This window comes from Maribacter halichondriae, assembly GCF_027474825.1.
GTDB classification, from domain to species: Bacteria; Bacteroidota; Bacteroidia; order Flavobacteriales; family Flavobacteriaceae; genus Meishania; species Meishania halichondriae.
Genome location: NZ_CP107030.1, coordinates 1,049,931 through 1,067,921, shown reverse-complemented (window position 1 = coordinate 1,067,921; position 17,991 = coordinate 1,049,931). Strand labels below are relative to the sequence as shown.

Genomic DNA, 17,991 nt, shown 5'->3' with positions numbered 1-17,991 from the left:
ATTCTTACTCTTCGAATAGTGTGTCCCCTTGCAGCTTTTTAGTTTCCATCAAAACCGCTCCATCCTGGGTCAGCTCTTCTAAAATACGTAAAATTTCAGGAATCTTATCTTTTACCTCCTCAGTGAGGTGCTCACCGGCCTGCTCTTCTCCCGGTTCAACATCAACCAAAAATACTTCCTTGGGCCAAATTTTGAAGAACTCACCTATCACAAGGAGGTTTTCAACCGAAATCACACCAGTCGCCGCATCACCAACACAAGCTTGAATTTGTTTTTCGTCAGGCAGTTTTCCCAACCATTGATAAACGGAGATATCACCAATTTTCCGCTCTGCTCTCTCTATAGCCACTAAAAAAATAACGCGGTCAAACGGAATCTTAAGTGTTTGAAAATATTGAACAATGGCAATAGGACCCCAGTTCATTTCTTCAATGGTCACTTTGTCATTCCAAGCCTCCGCATTTAGTTGCGGAAGCAAAATAGGGCCTACAGAATGATTACGTAATAGGTGATAACCAACCGTACCTATTAGGATATTATTCAATACCACATGCACAGGTTGTTACCTCTCTTGTTACCATATGATCAGAATCCTTGGCCATGATATGTGTGGTACAAGGCATACAAGGATCAAAACTACGGATAGCTCTTAAAATGTCGATGCCCTTATAGTCTTCTGGTTTATCGAATTTTTCAAGAATGGGTGTATTTAGTACCGCCTCTTCATAAGGGCCCATTTCACCCCAAGGAGTTCTTGGTGCTGCATTAAGTGTGGACGGGGTAATAATTTGATAATTTTCAATAACACCATTCTCCACAATGAGATGGTGTGTTAGGAAACCTCTGCCGGCACCCCATGCTCCAAAACCGATATGTGTTCCTTTTTTAGGAATCTCGTATGGCACACTTACTTTTGTTTCTCCGTTTTTGATAAGATCCATTGCAAGCAGCCAATTCTCCATAGCGACCATGGCCGAATAGGGTATACAATACGCTCTTGCTCTGTTACGTTCAAAGGCATTCCAATGTTCCGGAATTTTCCATTCTAAGGTTTTTTCTGGGAGAAAATGTTTGGGCACATGAATTTTCATACTGGTTCCCGTATTTTCCAAAAATTGACTTGCAGGGGCTTTTTGCGCTTTTGCGGTCATATACATTCTGGTATACGCACCAGCCTCCATCGGCATTCTGTCCCACGTAGGGGCAGTATCCCAGCTATAACGGTCTTTCCAGCTTTGCTTTCCGGGTTTCGGAATGGTCTCCTTGTTCCAGGGATGGTTTGGGCTTAAAGGCATCCCATTGGGATCTTCTTTAAAACGATGTCCGTCCCATTTTTCGTAATAGGAATGTTCTACAAATTCTTCTAAACCTGCATTCAATTCGGTAAGCTTCGTGGTAACCACCTCGCCATCTACCAAAACTCCCGGTGTAGACCATCGTGCTTCGCCCCATTTATCACAATTTTCAAAAGAAGCGTCATAATGGTCTGGCCTATCCCAAACCCCCGTATCCATCATGGTCGCCGGTCGAATACCGCACTTTGCATATTCTGGGTTGCTTTCCAAAAAGAAATCAAAAACATCATCCCAGATTCCTGTTACTTTTTGGCTATAATCGAAAAACTTAATCAATCTACTGTAGACTTCATTAAGAACAGAAGCAGTCACAGTGACCGAAAGTCCGCCTGGCACGACAGACTGAGGATGGGGATATTTACCCCCGATAAAAACGTATGCTTCTCTAGCTACACGGGTCATTGACAATGCCTCGAGATATAATTTACCTTTTAGGGGGTTCAAATCTTTCATGATATCCAAAACGGTTTCATAATCATGAACATCTTTATGCTTTGCTTTAGTAGCTGCCGCCTTATCTATGAGTTCAGGATTGGTCTCACGAACCAATTCTTCTGAATAGTCAGGACCGGCCAACAAGAAAAGGTGCAATGGATGATCGTAGAGGTATTCAATGGCCAATAGAATATTACGCATAACAATGCCCAATGGTGGTGGCTTGATGTCTAAGGCCATTTCAATGGCCAAGGCCGCGGTTGTAGCGTGTACGCCACCACAAACTCCGCAAGCTCTACTACTAATATAAGCTGCATCCCTAGGGTCTCTACCCTTTAGAATCACTTCATAGCCACGAAACAGCGTAGCCATTGAGTTTGTAGACAATACCTTCCTTTTTTCCAAGTCAACTACGCTGTGAAAAGCGAGCGCACCGGCAACACGGGTTACTGGGTCATAATCTATATTTCTGATAAATCCGTTGCGTTCCAACAAGCCTTTTAAAACTTCCTGCTCCTCACCTAAATCGACTACTTTATGCTCATAGGGATCTTTGAGACCTTCTTTTAAATAGGCGTTTCCATCTTCATCAAATGCAATCGGTAAATTTTTAAAGCACATAGGCGATATTATTATTTAAATTATTTTAATCAGACTAGTTTTAAAACTTTTGCTATAGCGACTAGATGCGAATCTACGGAGGATAATCCACTGTGGAGTTGTTGTAGTGCACCATTAATGACTCCTACCTTCTCTCCCAATGGTCCGGTATCATCTTGTATTTTTTTCAACCCTCCGGCCAGACCTTCTAGGTGGGTTCCGGCTCTTCGTAGCGCAACTATAATCAATATAAGATATATAACCAATACCAACACCAAAAGGGTAACGATAATAAGTGTAGCTACAAATAGTGTTGTTGTATTCATTGAATTTCTAATTTATTTTTTCCGCTCTGGCCGCCAAGGTTGTTTTTAAGGTGTCCGAATGTTCATTTATAGACCCTGCAACTCCCAAAATGCCCGACGCGACACCAATAGTATCATCCAAAGCTTTAACATGTTCCGTATTGTTTGCAATTCCAATTCCAGCTTCCTTCATTTCTTTAAAATAACGTTCGATGGACCTTGCCGCCTGCCATGTCTTGTGCAACAAATGGATTAGGTATGGTAATACAAGTACCGTAACTATTAATAATATCAACCATAAAATGTTTACAGTTTCCATACTACACTTTTTGTTTTACCGCGGCGTTTATAGATGCCTCTAATTCATCGTCAACCACTTTTAGTCCCCCTGCTACTTCCGTCAGGGCTCCATTCAACTTGGTAACTTGAGTAGGAAGATGCCCTGTTTCAGTTTCAATTGCCCTAAGACCTAGCCTCAATTTAGCCAAATAACTAGAACCACTACCTCCGATGCTGGTTAGTAGTTTGATAATTCCTCTTAGATAATGCACCAAAACATACACCAAAAGAAGTACCGCCAGAATTGTAATGACCATTAACAATACACTCATAGGACATTATTTTTAGAGGATTGCAAGATACAATAAGGACAGCCCGGACAACCTTCAATATGTTGCGTAATGGCCTTTGAACCTCCCACAATAGCTACTGCTGCTTTTAGGATTTTGCCCGCCACTTGGTTCGTTTTAGTTAAAAACAAAGGAATATGAATCGTGTTGTTTGCTGTAAGTTTTCCTTGAGTCCAAATATCTGCAGCGGTATCGTCGATCTTAACGGCGGTTTTCTTTACTAAATTGAGAAGAAATGCCACTACGCCAATGACTACAAGGCCAATGACCAATGATATTATCCATAATTGAATTCCCGTGCTCATACTTTTATTTCCTTATTATTCCAAAGCTTCAGCTACCAATGTAGCATGTGCTTCAATTGCTTCCGCTTCATTTTGAATATCAACAGCTACCTTATTGGTAGTTTCCAATTCCCAAATGCTTGAAGTATTATTTTTTATTTGAGTGACAATTTCCAATGCCGCTCCGGCCAATCTTAAGATTCGTTTTGCCGCTAAGAATACTAAAATCAAAAGTACTGCGGCAATCACGACAATTAAGGAGACCAATCCTAGTCCGATTAACCATTCGTTAAAAAGTGTTTCATTCTCCATTGAAGTGATTATTTTTTAGAACCAGGTTTTGGGCTATCACTAAATTGCATTTTTTCATAGGTATAATGCATTACTTTCTTTAATAGATTGGGTTCCTTAACATGGCCCCAACCCGAAGGAACCTTCCCATTCTTATTCCACCTATCTGTTCGATTATGAAAAGTCATCGTCATTTCCCGGAGATTGCGGATTACTGTACCGGTTACTCTAGAAATATTAGATGAAACCATTGTACCCGGTGCCGTTTTATAAAATGGCGCGAAGCTATCAGGAAAACCTGGCATCGTACATCCGATACAAGGTGCACCAACATTCATGCATCCACCCGCATTGTTAATAGCGCCCCTTTTATTAATGTTACATTGTACAACAGGGCCCCAACAACCAATTTCAACAAGGCATTCCTTATCCCCATGTTCATCTGCAAAATTACCTTCTTCGTAAAATCCCGCCCTAGTACATCCTCTATGTACAGTTTCATCAAACAGCCAAGACGGCCGGCCTAATTCATCAAACTCGGGTAACGGAGTCAATCCATTCAAAAACATTAATACTGCTACTATAGTCTCGGTAATATTATCCCCCTGTGGTGCGCAGCCCGGTATATTGACAACTGGCAATCCTAAGACACTTCTATAGTCCTCGCCCAGTAAGTCCATCACGCTAGCCGCGTTGGTGGGATTATTGGCCGCTGCCGGAACACCGCCCCAGGTTGCACAGGTACCTACCGCTATTACCGCAGCAGCATGTTCTGACATTCTGGTAACCCAACTGGAGGAAGGAATAGGTTGAGGATCTCCATTTTCATCTTCATCCGCGCCAAGCCCTGACCAATAGCCCCCGGTTTCGGCCGCCAAACTTTCGTCCATTATGGAGCCTTCGCACAACACCACAAATGGAGCGCCTAGCTCCCCTTTAGCAGCTAGTCTGAAAGGTTTTATAAATTCTTCACCTGCATTAACTGCTAACACCGGATGGTGTAGAATTACTTTTGCCGCCCCTGGAATAGTTCCATTTAATAGGTTTTCCACAGATGGACTGCTGGCGCCAACAGTTGCGATAGAACACCCATCACAGCTGCCGCCAGCAATCCAAAAAGCGTGCACCTCGTCAAAAACATTGGATATTGGGCCTTGAAATTGTTTAGCTAGATCCTGTGTCATATCTCCATAAAATTAGGATAAACACTTCTAAATTCTCAATGAAATGACGTATTTATTATAGAAAATATTTTCTAATTCTTTTTTCGTTTTGCTTGAATTTGGATATTATAGGCTCAGTTTGATGTCACACTGAAAAGCAATATAAAGGCATATTTAAGACTAATAAAAAGGAATGCCTTATAGGAAAGTATTGTGAAAAAAAATAGACACATCATAATTCATGAGGTTCATAGCTCTAATCTTTTTTAGTGTTCTCGTTAATTAATCTTTTACGGGACTAAAATTATCCAAAAAATCAACTTGAGCTTTGCTATAGAATCTAACACCCTACGGGTGCTTTTGTGGTTAGGGAGAGGAAAAGTATGGTGTGCCGAGCAAAGGTACGGTTGCGCCCTACAAAGTTTCTTCTTAACGCTTACCTGTCGGGACGCTAAAGAAACTCAGCAGGATCCACGCGCAGGTAAGTCATGGTAAGATTTGGGGGGAATGTGCAAGGAGAGAGCGGGTTCGTTTATCAACCAAGTATATTTAATAGGCGCTTAACCCGATTTTTGTTTTACCTATGTTTTACCCAATCAATAAAAAAAGGCTCCCAATATCTTGAAAGCCCTTTGTTTGCTAGTAGCGGGGACTGGACTCGAACCAGCGACCTTCGGGTTATGAGCCCGACGAGCTACCTACTGCTCTACCCCGCGATATGGGTTTTATCTCACTTGTTTTGCAACTTCGGGGCATAAAACCCGACGAGAAAGTCGAAAACGTTATTTACGTTAACGGGCGACAAATATACAACGGTTTCTTGTCATTATCAAAACTTGTGAAGAGAATCTTTTTTCAAGCAGCTACCTAAAAAATTCATAAAATCCATACCTTCGAATGTATGGATGCGATCAACGATTTTCTTTCAAAAGCCATTCCGTTTACCGAATGGCCTATGTTTTTGTTATTGATAGTTGGCGGACTATTTCTTGTTTTTTACTCCAAGTTTTTGCCCTATCGCTTTTTTGGCCACGCCATTGCGATTACCGCTGGCAAGTATGATGATAAAAATGCCAAAGGAGACGTTAGTTCGTTTCAAGCGCTTTCGGCCGCGGTTGCGGCTACAGTAGGTCTGGGAAATATTTCTGGCGTTGCGATAGCCATTCATTATGGTGGCCCTGGAGTGGTTTTCTGGATATGGATGACCGCATTAATAGGTATGTGTATTAAATTTTATTCCTGTAGCCTTTCGATAATGTACCGTGGTGTTGATTCCGAAGGGAAATTGCAAGGCGGGCCAATGTACTACATCACAAAAGGACTAGGGGAGAAGTGGCGGCCTTTGGCTATGTTCTTTGCAGTGTGCGGACTATTTGGTTTCCTCGGAGTATTTACGGCAAATCAATTCACGGAAACCTTTATGAGTGTTGTTGAGCCATCAAATACGATTTTTGAGATGAGCGAATTTAATTGGAAGTTGACCGTTGGAATTGTTTTGGCCGTCATCACTTCCTTTGTGATTTTTGGTGGTTTGACCAAAATCGCCAAGGTGGCTTCTGCGATTGTACCCTTTATGGTTTTGGTATATCTGGTTGCGGTAATCGCGGTGATGGTGCTGAACGCGGCGCAAATACTTCCTTCCTTAAAAATGATCATTTCCGAGGCTTGGAATTTTGATACCATCGTAACGGGAGGTTTTTGGGGTTTGGTCATCATTGGGGTACGGAGGGCCATGTTTTCTAACGAAGCCGGTTTGGGTAGCGCGCCGATGTACCACGGGCAGTCGAAGACGGATAATCCCATAAAAGAAGGCTTGGTGGCGAGTTTGGGCCCCTTTATAGACACCATTTTGGTATGCACCATGACTGCCGTCGTCATTATTTTGAGCGGTGCTTATTTGGAAGATTCTAATGGAATTGTAATGACGCTTTCCGCTTTTGAGAGCACCCTCTTCGGATATGGAGATGATTTATTGATGATCATAGTGACGGCTTTCGCTTTATCTACTTTATTTACTTATTCTTATTACGGTGTCAAAAGTTTATCTTTTTTAACGAACGCTAAAATCGGTAAGTTATACAATGTATACTTTATAATTACGATTGTTTTTGCAGCAGTAGCTTCTGTAGAGCTGGTAACTTACCTCATCGATTTATCCTATGCATTAATGGTGATACCGAATATGATTGCCGTTCTCCTATTGGCGCCCAAGGTAAATGTAGCGGCAAAGGAGTATTTTTCAAATTTGAAGAAATCAAATTGATGACATTTTCTTTTCTATTCGATAGTAAAGAAAACGACATCATGAAAAAAGAGATTTAAGGCTTGTTGGTATTCTGGTAATTTCTTTGCTAGGTTCTTGCAGTAAGGATGAAAGTCCGGGTCAGACGGAGAATAATTTACAAGCGGTTCAAGCACAGTTTTGTAACAACTTTCAAGGCCCCGCTGCGGCCTATTGGAATATGGCCAATGGAATTTTCTTACCTCTCCCAGAATTTCCAATAATTAAAAATTCTGGTGGGCGAGTAACCCATAATTTACAACCCTTATTAAGTTTGGAATATCCGCAAGGGTACACTGGTTCTCAAATTACCGATTCTCAAACCGCAACACTAGGATTGGATATTCTAAGAAATGACAACGCCGTTTTTTTTAGATGGATTCCAAATTCATCAGTTTTCGGTTTGTCCGATTTTGATGCCATTATGGCGAGGGAAATCAATACTATGTTTTCTGTGTATGGCCATAGTCAAGGGTTTGAGGTAATCTGTTCCAGAAATGAAAGTCAACAGTTTGAAAGTCTCTTGGTAAATTTCAATGCAAGGCTATTACGGTTCGGTGATTTCACAGGTTTGGTTTGGGTGCGTTCTGTTTTGGTGCCTGGTCTAGGCTCTGTTAATTCTGCAATTCAAATATCGGCTGCACCAACAGCGGAATTCGATGCTAGAACCCTAGATACTTTTTTGCCTTTCAATTTTCAATTGCATGTAAGACCTGATGGAGGTGGATTTATCGATGAAGATGGGGATGGTTCACCTGCTCATTTAGACCCAGATGATAATGATCCCAATGTAAGGGGATAAAACAAAATTTGATTTAGTTAGTAGTTAGAAAAGGTCTTCACTTAATGAAGGCTTTTTCTTTTGAAAAGAACAAAAACAAGTAGTACTATTAACGCAAGCCCAATACTTATCCAATGCCATAGGTTCGACCCTGAAAGTTCTATGGGTGAAGTATCACCCATTAAAACCAGTCCGGCCCAATATTGAGGGTGCAACGTTCTTCCTTTTGCAGTGGCCAAATAATCCAGTTTGGCTTGCCGTAATGCTACATCCTTTGGTAATCCTTGTTCAAGGTAAGTATAAAAATAATCCAATATTTGGGTACTCGATCGCTCATCAATTTGCCATAAACTGGTTAAAATGCTTTCACTGCCAGCATAGTTGAAAGCATGCGCCAGTGATATCATACCCTCACCTGGTTGGTACGTTGGTTTACCCGTTTCACAAGCCGTCAAAATGGCCAAATTTGAGCTCAAGTCTTGATTGTAAATTTCGTAGGTGTAAAGGTAGTTGTCATTCAAGTTGAGCGAATCGGAAACGTTTTTGGCGAAAACCAATCTAGATAACTCCGGACTAATGTTATTCGATTCGGCATGGGTGCCTATGTGAATGATTTTGTGTTCCCTGGCGGTTTTAGAAAATAATTGTTTCGAAGCTTTCTCATTTAAAAAGGATTGACCACGGAATCTTTTCGTGAATTTATTTACCAGTTCTGAACTGAAAGGCTGAGGCAAAAGTCTTAAGTAAGTTTTGTCCAAATCAATGGAATCGGAAATCGCAATCTGATAATCATCCTTCATTTTTTTATTGAATTCTGGCGCAAATGCGATAAAGTCCTCATTGTAATCAATGGTCTTTCTTTTTTTATCAAGTAGTAAAAGACTGTAATTATAAGAAATGGAAAATTTTGACAACAAACTTTTCTGGCTGAGTTCTTCAAATGAGGTTATATTTTCCTGGGTCAACAATTCAAAGTTAAGATTGAACAATTCCTTATCGGGAAAGATGATGACCTTCTCTGTGCTGATGGATGAAGCGATCGGTTTCCAAAGTTGTTCATAAAGTTTATTGGCGGAGTTTGATAGGTTTGAAACATCTGTTTGATAGTCAGATAATTTCCTGATATGAAATTCAATGTCATTCGATTTTAAAGGTATTAATTTTTCAAGCGAAGAATTTACCACATAGGCATGTAATGTATCATCAATAAAAAAATAACGGACCAAAGTTGTATTCTTAGGAATCTGTTTTTTTAAATCGGACAAGGGTACCGCTATTGTTGCATAGCGCATTTTGTAGTATTTCGGATTAGAGACTTTTAAAGAATCGAGAAAGAGATTCCATTCGTCCACATTTTTCAAGTAAGTAGTGGCATCTTCAATTTCAGAATTAACTTTTTGCTTTAGTTCCTTTTCACGCAGAGCGGTTTCTTCCGCAAGCTTGAATGTAGATCCATTCTCCTTAAGATCTAACCGCGACCGAATGCGGCTATAAATAGACGACTCATGAAAACTTAATACATTTTTCAAATCTGATGGGCTTCTTGTACGATTGTAGAGCTCAAGATTAATTCTTTTCCCAAAATCAAAAACCTGCTCATGGTCTTGTATAAGCTCGCTAATGTTATTTTGAGTAAAGATGGATGATTTTCTGTCTTCCAGTATTTGAACGGCTTCTTGTAATGAGACGGCTATTTTCTTAAGTGATTCTACATCATTCGTAGTGTTCAAATGATAGATGGCTTTTGCGTTCATTGCAATCATTTCGGCTCGGTAGGCATTGGTGGCTGGGTTATTCACATCTAAATCCTCCTTTAGAAATTTATTCGTAGATGATTGCAGGTGCTCGTAATTTCTAAGAATATTAGCGACCCTCGCTTGAGCAATCACGACCGAATTTTTCAGTCTCCCGTTCTCCCCAGTTGCGGCGAAGGCATCTTCTAAAATGGAATTGGCCTTTTCGTTTTTCTCAAGATGTGCATAACAAAGTGCAAGGTTCATCATTGCAAAAAGGCGGTCACTACTATAGGTGCCTTCCTGAGCCATTCCATGAAATTCATTTCCGAGTTCATAATATTTCATGGCCTCTGAGTAGTTTTTCTTTCCGTAAAAAGCGCCTCCCAAAATGGTATAAAGATTTGCTTTCAATAACGGATTCTCCCCTTGCATAAGCGCTAACGACGTTTCAGCCTCCCCACATATTTCAATGGCCCTGTCAAAATCCTTGTTTGCAATTTTTGCCTCTGCTAATAAGGTGACAGCAGAGAAATTTTCTAATAGTTGCGGTTCAAAGTTGGCTTTCGCATGGTTGTAAGCCAACTCCGCAATTCTATTGGCTTTTTCATAATCACCAACTTGTTCGTATAGAGAAACCAGATTGCGATAGGCAAGTGATAGATTACGTTGCGATCGATATCTTAAAGGATGTTTTTTCTCCGATTTCAAGAAACGATTGTTCAAAAAAACGCACTCTTTTGCAAGTTCTAACGCTTCGTCATACTGGTTTTGGGCTTGTTTCAAAAGCACTATATTAGCTTTTATTGCAGCTGGAAAATAAAGTTGGTTTCCACTGTTTTTCTCCATAACATCAATTTTGGTAAGCGCCTTATTATAGAAATAAAGTGCACTATCTGGTTTTGATGTTAGGTACATGAGCGCACCCATATAGTTTAGAATACGGGGAGAGAGTTTAAATTCTTGTCCAACATTTGCTTTTAGAACTGCATGTGCTTTTCTCATATTCTCTTCAAAAGTATTGATGTTGCCGGATCGCAGTCCGTATTCTCCTAAATAGAAAAAAATGTCAGCTTCACTTTCGGTATCATTTAGAGATAACGCAATTTTTTTGGCCGTGCTTGCTACTTCATAGGCTTTGCCAGCGTTTCCTTTTTCGTTGTAAAGTTTTGATATTCCTAGATGGGCGTGGAACAGTACACTTGAAGCACTTGAAGCTCGAGTGATTTCTTGAAATAATTTTGTAGCCTGCGGAAACAGTTTTTCAGAGTTCGTAGTTATTTCGATTTTCCCAAGCCAATACACCAATCTTGATAGGGTCTCATAATCTTCTTGCGGTTTAGCATGCGCAATTTTTTCAATAACCAGTTCTTCTGCCTTTTGAATACTGTCTTGTGTGATAAGACGTTCAATGACCATTTCAAATTCGGCTTCTTTTTCTTGGGAACTGCCCTTTATGGGGTACACAACTATTAAGAGTAAAAACCAAATTTTGTGGATTCCGCTCATTTTTGTGATGCTGTTAATTTTTGATGAAGTTCCGCGGCTTTTTGCAGCTCACTTGAGTTAAGTGCCTCTACTGCTTTCTGTTGTTTCCCTGATTTCAAATATATTAAACCGACGTAATAGTGTGCTTCATTCCTAAAACTTGACGACTTTGCTTGAATTGCTTTTTCTAAAAATGAAACTGCTCTAGTGGGTTCTTCAATTGCCAAATATGCTGACCCCAAAAAATAGTTCAACGTATCATTTTCAGGTTTTGAGACCAATAACTTTTCCCATTTGGCAATGGCAATGTCATAATTCCCTTGTTTGTAGTCAACCATTGCCTCATAAAAGGCATAATTATCGTTAGCTCCCATGACGGTTGGTAATCCCGGATCGGGGCTATAATATTCATTGAAAAGTTTTTCATTGGAGTTTTGGCTATTGAAAAACCAAAAGCCACCGATTGCCAATAAAATCGTAACTGAAGCGGCAATACGATAGTTGAATCGAAACTTTGAGATGTTTAACGTTTTTGTTGGAGTTTCCTCTTTCTGTTCAATAACGCTACTATGAAAATCTTCCAGTTTTTCGCATAGCGCTGCTTCCTCAACTGTTTCAAAAAGAGCTTTGAATTCCTCAAATGATTTACTTAGGTCATCATTATCGGCAAGGCGCGCTTTAAATGATAGCTGTTCGGCAATAGGCATTTCACCCATGAGATAGCGCTCAAAAAGCTCTTGTTGTTCTTGTGATATGTATTTGGGGTTCTTATCCATTGTTTTTGATTTCTAAACTCAATGTTCTCAATTTCTCCATACAGCGGTACTTTTTATTTCGTGCTGATGCGGAGGCAATATTCAACTCTTTTGAAATGACATCCATTGATTTTCGCTCAAAATAAAAGAGTTGTAAAACTGTTTTGCACTCACTTCCCAATCTGTCCAAAGCTTGTCTGAGGGCCATTCTTTTACGTTGATCTTCTTTTTCAAAGTTTTCAACAATCTCATCCTCCGATGGATTTTCAATCTGAATAGACGTGTTATGCGAAATTGTTTTTTTATAGTTCGCAGATCGTAAATGATCCATCCATTTGTTTTTTGCGATCCGAAATAGATATCCCTCTACATTGACATTTTCGTCATCATCTAATCTCCCATCTTTGATGTTTCTCCAAGTGCTTACAAAAGCTTCTTGAAAAATATCTTTTGCCTGGGCATCATCACCATTGTTTTTTAAGACTAACGACCTTACTTTCGGAAATACCAATTCATAGAGGCACTGAAGTACTTGTTGGTTGTTGGTCTTTACGCCGGCGACGAGCTCTTTTTGAGAAAACGGTTTGTGGTTGGTAATGGGTTTGGTCTGCATTACAAGGCTTTTAAGGCACCTGCAATTTAGCGTTTTTAACAATCGCACGAAAGATAGCCGGTTAAAAGGTCTTTATTTTAGGACATGTCGACGTTGTTTCTCATGGTTGAATTTTTATTTCAAAAGCAAAAGTCATTTTGGGCTCCCTTGGGTTTCTTGATCATAAAACTATTCTAAAGTTATGGTTAGTATTGCTTGGCCTTTTATACCTTCTATAACACTCCTTGCCGCCCCATAAGTAGGTTGAGCAGAATTAATGCTATTTTGAAAGCCGTCTATTGGCCAGAAAAAGTTTCTCCATTTACTGTTCTGAGAAATGTCTCATTATCTGCCTGCCATGAACGAGATGTTATTTGAGAAGGTTGGGAAACACCTTGGTATTTATAGTCTAGCACCTCAATTTTATAACTGACCGCATCAGGATTGGGGAAAACCCTGAAGGTATTGAAATGAGACATTCTTGTTCCTCCATTGTTTTCAACATCACCTTCTATAACAAAAAACTGACTATCGATAATTGTAACTAATTCCTTAGGTTCGTTATTGACGCAGATAGCGCCTTCGGCTTCATCTATTTGCTGATAAGCTTCACTGCTTCCTTTAGGTTTTCCATATATAATCGCAGTAAAGGTATCAATGCCCTTTTTGACCTTGGTATCAAAACTTTGATAAGACATTGCATTTGTATTGTACGTTGTGGCGACGCTATTCCCATCTAAAAAGTTGCCGTAGGTCCCGCTAGTAGTCCAAACCACTTTGTAGTCGGTTTCATTATTTGGGATGGTAGTCGCACCATTATTATGGATCAACCGTAGAACGGCCCCAGAGTTACCCTTGATGCAGATTCCATTGGGTTTAATGATGAACTTGTCTTTTAAAATGCAGACTTGTATTTCGTCAGAACCTACTTCTGATCTTCCATTGGCATTTTTTACAAAAGCTTTTACTGTCACCGTTTCAATGTTATTGCCATCTGAAAGCTCTGAGTTTAAAGCTGTACTTGAAAAGGTGACTGTTTCCTTTGTGGAGGTAATGTTTGCGCCGTTCGTTTGAAAATCATTGACATTGCCGCCAAATTGTGTCGTTGTGGACCATTCATATTCCAATTCGTCCCCTTCTTCAAGTTCTGTAGTAACCCGAGCGGTAATATCAACATAACCACGCAGTTGCATACACCCATTTTTGGCACTGAGTTTTACCTTGCCTTCAGAAACAGAAACGTCCCATGTTTCCATTGGTCTGGAATCACCGATTCTTTTATTGACACAAGTTGTGCTACTTGACTTTATGTTTTTATCAATAACGGATATGATATATTTCTCTCTGGGATACCCCGTTTCGATCAGTTCGTTGCCTTGCACAAAAGTTTCTGGACTATTTCCAGTCTTGGAAAGCACTCCATACACTCCTTTTAGTAGTTCTCTAAGATCATCGGATTGACGAATGTCACCATACAGTGCAGGTAGAAATTCTTCAAGCGCTTCTTGATAATTATTATCTAAAACATCGGATGTAACATCAGGATTTGCTTCTAAAAACGGTAAAACCGCATTCACCAATTCTTGCTCTTTAGCATCTCCAAATTCAGGAAGCAGGTCTTTATTTCCTCCAATATCCAATAACGTGGGCAAGAAATAGTCTAAAACGAAAGATTCCTTGTTGAGCTCATCAATTTTGGCCTGTTCGGCATTCGTTGGTGTTCTACCAAGATTTGCTTTTCCACCTGGACCGACAACTACCACTTCGTATTCAGCAGATGATTGTGATTCTAAGAGATTTAGGTCTATGGGTTCCGTGACTGTGTTGCTAAATTGGTTGGCTTGATTGCATTGCACATATTTGTTATTGGAGCCATCTGTGAATATCGCTTTGGCAGGTTCAAGTGCTACTTCTATATCTGCCATATCGTTTCCTTCAATAGAGGAATTCAAAACGGTTTCGTTGCCATCTTCATCCTTGAAAGATTTTTTGTATACGAAGGCATGGCCACGCCTTGGATACCAATTTGTGATTTTCATAGAAGAATCATCAACATCAGATAATTGTATGCCACTTCTTAGGTCTTTTGAGTCAACAGCGACCCGTGCGGCCAAATCCGAATATTCAATAGTTGAAAGTTCAGCAATTTTGGCATCAATTACAGCGAGATAACTTCCTTTTTCATACATATAGGGGTCTTCAACAAAAAGAGCCTCAATTGAATTTTTCAATTCTTGAAAACCGTTTATTCCTTGTACTCCTTGTAAATAACCCTTTTTAAACTCACTGGGTTGCAAATAAGAGCCAAGACCAAAGTACAACATAACCTCAGTTGTTGTAGCAACGGAAATTTCCTTTCTATCATCGCTGATGAAACCTGAAAGAAGTAATTTATCACTGGCATCAAAAAGATAGGCAAGCTCAAAACTTCCAGGATTAAAGGGAACACTTCCTACCCCATTTTCTTTTACCTCTCCTGGGCTGGCTAAGGTAACGATTGTGGTGGTGGATAAGTCCAAGTTCGAGTCTGCTGGCAAGTTCACTTGAACATCTACCATTTGCACCTGGCCCTCGGTAGGAGGATCCTGTTCATCAGGCTTCTCAGGATCGCTGGGATCCTGCTGTTGAACGATATCTTTTGGTTTTGGGGATTCTTCATCCTTGCTGCAACTTATTATCAAGATGACAGCAGTAAATATAAGGGTCAAGATTAGTCGTACCTTTTTCATTTGGTCTTTTTTATAGTTTATGTATCTATGAATCGTATCCTTTTTAGTATGTCATCAATTTCTTAATAGTCTTCCCATACTTTGCTCCATTCTGTGTTGTTCAAAGAGTTGTTGGCATTCGGGTCAAAGAATAGGTCATCACTGTATATTGCGTTGCCATTATTGTCCATCCAAGTTTCTTTGGCACCCGATTCTATTTGATAGCTGTTTCCGTTTCCTGGATTATAAACTGTTTCTTCGCCATGTATCATGTTGACAAAGTTTTGTTGGCTGGTAGAACTCTCGCTTCCAAAATTGTTGTTCATGAAAGAGGCATGGCTCGCATCCATACTTGCTGATATACCGGCCATTTTTTGCTGGTGTGCATTAAAACTTGCTTGTCTTTGTGCCATTCGCTGTTGGTGGGCAATGGCTGACTGTTGCATCCGTGCTTGCGATGCTTGGGCTTGCCGTCTATTATCCTCTTGTCGTTTGGTAGTAAGTTGCGCCATGTAGTTATCCCATTCAGTAGTCGGTTCACTTTCTAGATTGGCCTTTACGAAATCTGCTACATTGGTTTCAAAATCAATTTCATTTGAGATAAGCACATCGGTGGAGTACATCCATACCATCATGGTTTGCCCGTTGGCGGTGGGCTGCGATAATTTTCCATAGTTGAGAATCACTAGCGCCTTTTGACCATTATTACCGTGCCAAATGGTACCGTTTATACTTATTTCCATTGGCCCTGTAGTGTTCTTGCGAGCTTCTTTGAGTGCCTTTTGTTCCAATTCAGGAAACTCCCTTGAGTTGCTGAATGAGAATCCTTTACTTTGTAGTTTCGGAGCGACTTCACCCTGTACCAATTGCTGTGGCGTCATTAGGCTTTTTACATTTTTTAGACCGGAATTGCGCATCATTTGCTCAAACTGCGGATTTGTGCTTGCATAATGCATTTTCAGCGGCGTATTGAAAGCTTGCATGCCAGCTTGATCTTTGATTTGATATCGGAAAGCCGGAATGACGGGGTCTATTTTGTATTCTGCTTTTGTAATGACTTCCCAATCTGAAGGATATTTTGCTGTCGATACGAGCAGCCCTGATTTAGAATCTTTGAATTCATATGTTTTTTCAGAATCCCCGAAAAAGGAAAAAGAAGAGCTAGAAGTTGTATCTGTAGTTTTTTTGCTGTCGGTGCCGCAGGCATTTAATATGATTGCCATAGCAAATAACAGTATGAATTTGAACGTTTTCATGGATATGCTTTTATGGTTTACAATAGGATATCGTACTAAAGAAAAAATGTCATCAAGAAAATTTATTGATGACATTTTTAAGGGTTAAAAATCTTACTAAGCCTTTTAAAATTGATCTAAATCAGTTTGCCAACTGATGGAACCATCTTTGACCATATTATAAACCAACGTATTCAAGTCATTGTCGAAATCGGCTACATCGGTACGTCGATAATTTAGCAACACTACGGCACTTACCCCGTTGCCGTTCATATAGAACCAAGTGCGAGTGCCTGGAAGACTTCCTGTAAAAAACAACAAATCTTGAGCTTCCCATGTTCCTAGGCCTCTACCTAAATGAGATATTTCAGATGGCGCTGCCATCAGACTTTGAGAACTTGAACTAACGATATCCGTACGGTTTGGCCTTCCATCGACGGCACACATGAAACGCAACATATCCGGAGCACTGATTACTACACCTCCATCGCCGTCCCTACGCGAAGCGATGGTGTATATCCATTGCATGTCTTGTTGTGTACCGTAGTACTCAACTTCGTTTTCCGCCCTATCTTCTTGCCGGAAGGTGGTTGTTTTCAAAGAAGAAATACCAGTTGGTGCGACCATACTTTTCAAATAATCTTCATAGGATTGACCTGATACTTTTTCTATGATTCTTGCCAGAAACCAATAGCCGGTATTACTGTATTCAAAGCTCGTACCAGGGGCATTTGGCAAATTCCAATTATTAAGTATGTACTCAATAAATCCATTAGTATCTAATTGTGGTTCATGGCCAATCGGATCACCAGATACGTTTCCCCAACCGCCCGAACCATGAACAAGTAGATGATCGACGGTTATTTCAAGCTCATTGGCACTTAGTACTGCAGTGCCAAAATCATCTCCTAAGACACCGTTAGGGCCGAAAACCTTGTCAGAAAGCTCCAATTTGTCTTCATCTATTAATTTCATTATTGCTGTTGCGGTGAATGGTTTTGATAGACTTGCTACCCGAAAAACGTCATCGGCTTGGGTGTCAGTGTTGTTCTCCAAATTTGATTGGCCATAACCTTTGGTGTAGACCATCTTCTCGTCAACACTCACTGCAATTGCTGCACCGGGCACATCATATTTCTGCATGAATGCCAAGACCGCGTCATCTATAGTAGAGATATCGCTTTGGGTGATTGGTTCCGGGTCTGGGTCGGGAGTGGGGTCTGGAGTAGGATCAGGAATTGGATTTTCAATAGGGTCTGAAATAGGTTCTGGCGTCGTGCTGGGTTCATCTTTGCTACAGGAAAGGAAGAAAATCGTTAGTAGTACTAGACCTAGTTTAAGGCTTGTTGCTTTCAT

General features: G+C 40.3%; 16 protein-coding genes and 1 tRNA gene. 2 read left to right on the top strand and 15 right to left on the bottom strand.

Annotated elements, in window-relative coordinates; all coding sequences use genetic code 11:
• Positions 1-4: 4 nt before the first annotated feature.
• The 9 genes from N8A86_RS04870 to N8A86_RS04830 all read right to left on the bottom strand — a co-directional run bounded on the left by N8A86_RS04870 (position 5) and on the right by N8A86_RS04830 (position 5,778).
• Complete coding sequence (locus N8A86_RS04870) at positions 5-544, bottom strand: hypothetical protein (RefSeq protein WP_273568036.1); 540 nt, start codon at positions 542-544, stop codon at positions 5-7.
• Positions 537-2,411, bottom strand: coding sequence for a nickel-dependent hydrogenase large subunit (locus N8A86_RS04865; protein ID WP_273568035.1), 1,875 nt, complete (start codon positions 2,409-2,411; stop codon positions 537-539). Before N8A86_RS04865 ends, N8A86_RS04870 begins: the two co-directional genes overlap by 8 nt.
• A 29-nt stretch (positions 2,412-2,440) precedes the next feature.
• Positions 2,441-2,716 carry a hypothetical protein gene (locus N8A86_RS04860; RefSeq protein ID WP_273568034.1) on the bottom strand — a complete coding sequence of 92 codons (276 nt, stop codon included), beginning with the start codon at positions 2,714-2,716 and terminating at the stop codon, positions 2,441-2,443.
• A 7-nt stretch (positions 2,717-2,723) separates the two neighbouring features.
• Positions 2,724-3,014 (bottom strand): hypothetical protein, encoded by a 291-nt coding sequence (locus N8A86_RS04855; RefSeq protein ID WP_273568033.1) that lies wholly within the window; start codon positions 3,012-3,014, stop codon positions 2,724-2,726.
• A gap of 1 nt (position 3,015) precedes the next feature.
• The gene (locus N8A86_RS04850) at positions 3,016-3,306 is read right to left on the bottom strand and encodes a hypothetical protein (RefSeq protein WP_273568032.1); all 291 of its coding nucleotides are present in this window, start codon (positions 3,304-3,306) and stop codon (positions 3,016-3,018) included.
• Entirely contained in the window at positions 3,303-3,629 is a 327-nt protein-coding gene (locus N8A86_RS04845; protein ID WP_273568031.1) for a hypothetical protein, read from the bottom strand. The genes N8A86_RS04850 and N8A86_RS04845 overlap by 4 nt, the downstream gene beginning before the upstream one ends.
• Positions 3,630-3,644: 15 nt before the next feature.
• Complete coding sequence (locus tag N8A86_RS04840) at positions 3,645-3,920, bottom strand: hypothetical protein (protein WP_273568030.1); 276 nt, start codon at positions 3,918-3,920, stop codon at positions 3,645-3,647.
• 8 nt (positions 3,921-3,928) lie between these two features.
• Positions 3,929-5,083, bottom strand: a complete 1,155-nt coding sequence (locus N8A86_RS04835) for an NADH-quinone oxidoreductase subunit B family protein (RefSeq protein WP_273568029.1) — start codon at positions 5,081-5,083, stop codon at positions 3,929-3,931.
• A 622-nt stretch (positions 5,084-5,705) separates the two neighbouring features.
• Positions 5,706-5,778, bottom strand: a tRNA-Met gene (locus N8A86_RS04830).
• Between the two features lie 185 nt (positions 5,779-5,963).
• Here N8A86_RS04830 and N8A86_RS04825 point away from each other — a divergent pair.
• Entirely contained in the window at positions 5,964-7,325 is a 1,362-nt protein-coding gene (locus tag N8A86_RS04825; protein ID WP_273568028.1) for an alanine/glycine:cation symporter family protein, read from the top strand.
• 85 nt (positions 7,326-7,410) lie between these two features.
• A complete protein-coding gene (locus N8A86_RS04820; protein WP_273568027.1) occupies positions 7,411-8,145 on the top strand; it encodes a hypothetical protein in 735 nt (244 codons plus the stop codon).
• A 41-nt stretch (positions 8,146-8,186) separates the two neighbouring features.
• Here the strand turns inward: N8A86_RS04820 and N8A86_RS04815 are convergent, their stop codons facing one another.
• The 6 genes from N8A86_RS04815 to N8A86_RS04790 form a co-directional block, all read right to left on the bottom strand.
• Positions 8,187-11,366 (bottom strand): CHAT domain-containing protein, encoded by a 3,180-nt coding sequence (locus N8A86_RS04815; RefSeq protein ID WP_273568026.1) that lies wholly within the window; start codon positions 11,364-11,366, stop codon positions 8,187-8,189.
• Positions 11,363-12,061 carry a tetratricopeptide repeat protein gene (locus N8A86_RS04810; RefSeq protein ID WP_273568025.1) on the bottom strand — a complete coding sequence of 233 codons (699 nt, stop codon included), beginning with the start codon at positions 12,059-12,061 and terminating at the stop codon, positions 11,363-11,365. The genes N8A86_RS04815 and N8A86_RS04810 overlap by 4 nt, the downstream gene beginning before the upstream one ends.
• A 52-nt stretch (positions 12,062-12,113) precedes the next feature.
• Positions 12,114-12,713: an RNA polymerase sigma factor gene (locus tag N8A86_RS04805; RefSeq protein WP_273568024.1), complete on the bottom strand. Its 600-nt coding sequence runs from the start codon at positions 12,711-12,713 to the stop codon at positions 12,114-12,116.
• A 275-nt stretch (positions 12,714-12,988) separates the two neighbouring features.
• On the bottom strand, positions 12,989-15,421 hold the full coding sequence (locus tag N8A86_RS04800) for a hypothetical protein (protein WP_273568023.1): 2,433 nt from the start codon (positions 15,419-15,421) through the stop codon (positions 12,989-12,991).
• A 62-nt stretch (positions 15,422-15,483) separates the two neighbouring features.
• Entirely contained in the window at positions 15,484-16,656 is a 1,173-nt protein-coding gene (locus tag N8A86_RS04795; RefSeq protein ID WP_273568022.1) for a hypothetical protein, read from the bottom strand.
• A 105-nt stretch (positions 16,657-16,761) separates the two neighbouring features.
• The gene (locus N8A86_RS04790; RefSeq protein WP_273568021.1) at positions 16,762-17,991 is read right to left on the bottom strand and encodes a serine hydrolase domain-containing protein; all 1,230 of its coding nucleotides are present in this window, start codon (positions 17,989-17,991) and stop codon (positions 16,762-16,764) included.

Coding starts and splice junctions, on each gene's coding strand:
- N8A86_RS04840 (WP_273568030.1), bottom strand. CDS start 3,920: ATGGAGAATGAAACACTTTTTAACGAATGGTTAATCGGACTAGGATTG.
- N8A86_RS04845 (WP_273568031.1), bottom strand. CDS start 3,629: ATGAGCACGGGAATTCAATTATGGATAATATCATTGGTCATTGGCCTT.
- N8A86_RS04860 (WP_273568034.1), bottom strand. CDS start 2,716: ATGAATACAACAACACTATTTGTAGCTACACTTATTATCGTTACCCTT.
- N8A86_RS04835 (WP_273568029.1), bottom strand. CDS start 5,083: ATGACACAGGATCTAGCTAAACAATTTCAAGGCCCAATATCCAATGTT.
- N8A86_RS04790 (WP_273568021.1), bottom strand. CDS start 17,991: ATGAAAGCAACAAGCCTTAAACTAGGTCTAGTACTACTAACGATTTTC.
- N8A86_RS04850 (WP_273568032.1), bottom strand. CDS start 3,306: ATGAGTGTATTGTTAATGGTCATTACAATTCTGGCGGTACTTCTTTTG.
- N8A86_RS04795 (WP_273568022.1), bottom strand. CDS start 16,656: ATGAAAACGTTCAAATTCATACTGTTATTTGCTATGGCAATCATATTA.
- N8A86_RS04805 (WP_273568024.1), bottom strand. CDS start 12,713: ATGCAGACCAAACCCATTACCAACCACAAACCGTTTTCTCAAAAAGAG.
- N8A86_RS04815 (WP_273568026.1), bottom strand. CDS start 11,366: ATGAGCGGAATCCACAAAATTTGGTTTTTACTCTTAATAGTTGTGTAC.
- N8A86_RS04800 (WP_273568023.1), bottom strand. CDS start 15,421: ATGAAAAAGGTACGACTAATCTTGACCCTTATATTTACTGCTGTCATC.
- N8A86_RS04855 (WP_273568033.1), bottom strand. CDS start 3,014: ATGGAAACTGTAAACATTTTATGGTTGATATTATTAATAGTTACGGTA.
- N8A86_RS04810 (WP_273568025.1), bottom strand. CDS start 12,061: ATGGGTGAAATGCCTATTGCCGAACAGCTATCATTTAAAGCGCGCCTT.
- N8A86_RS04825 (WP_273568028.1), top strand. CDS start 5,964: ATGGATGCGATCAACGATTTTCTTTCAAAAGCCATTCCGTTTACCGAA.
- N8A86_RS04865 (WP_273568035.1), bottom strand. CDS start 2,411: ATGTGCTTTAAAAATTTACCGATTGCATTTGATGAAGATGGAAACGCC.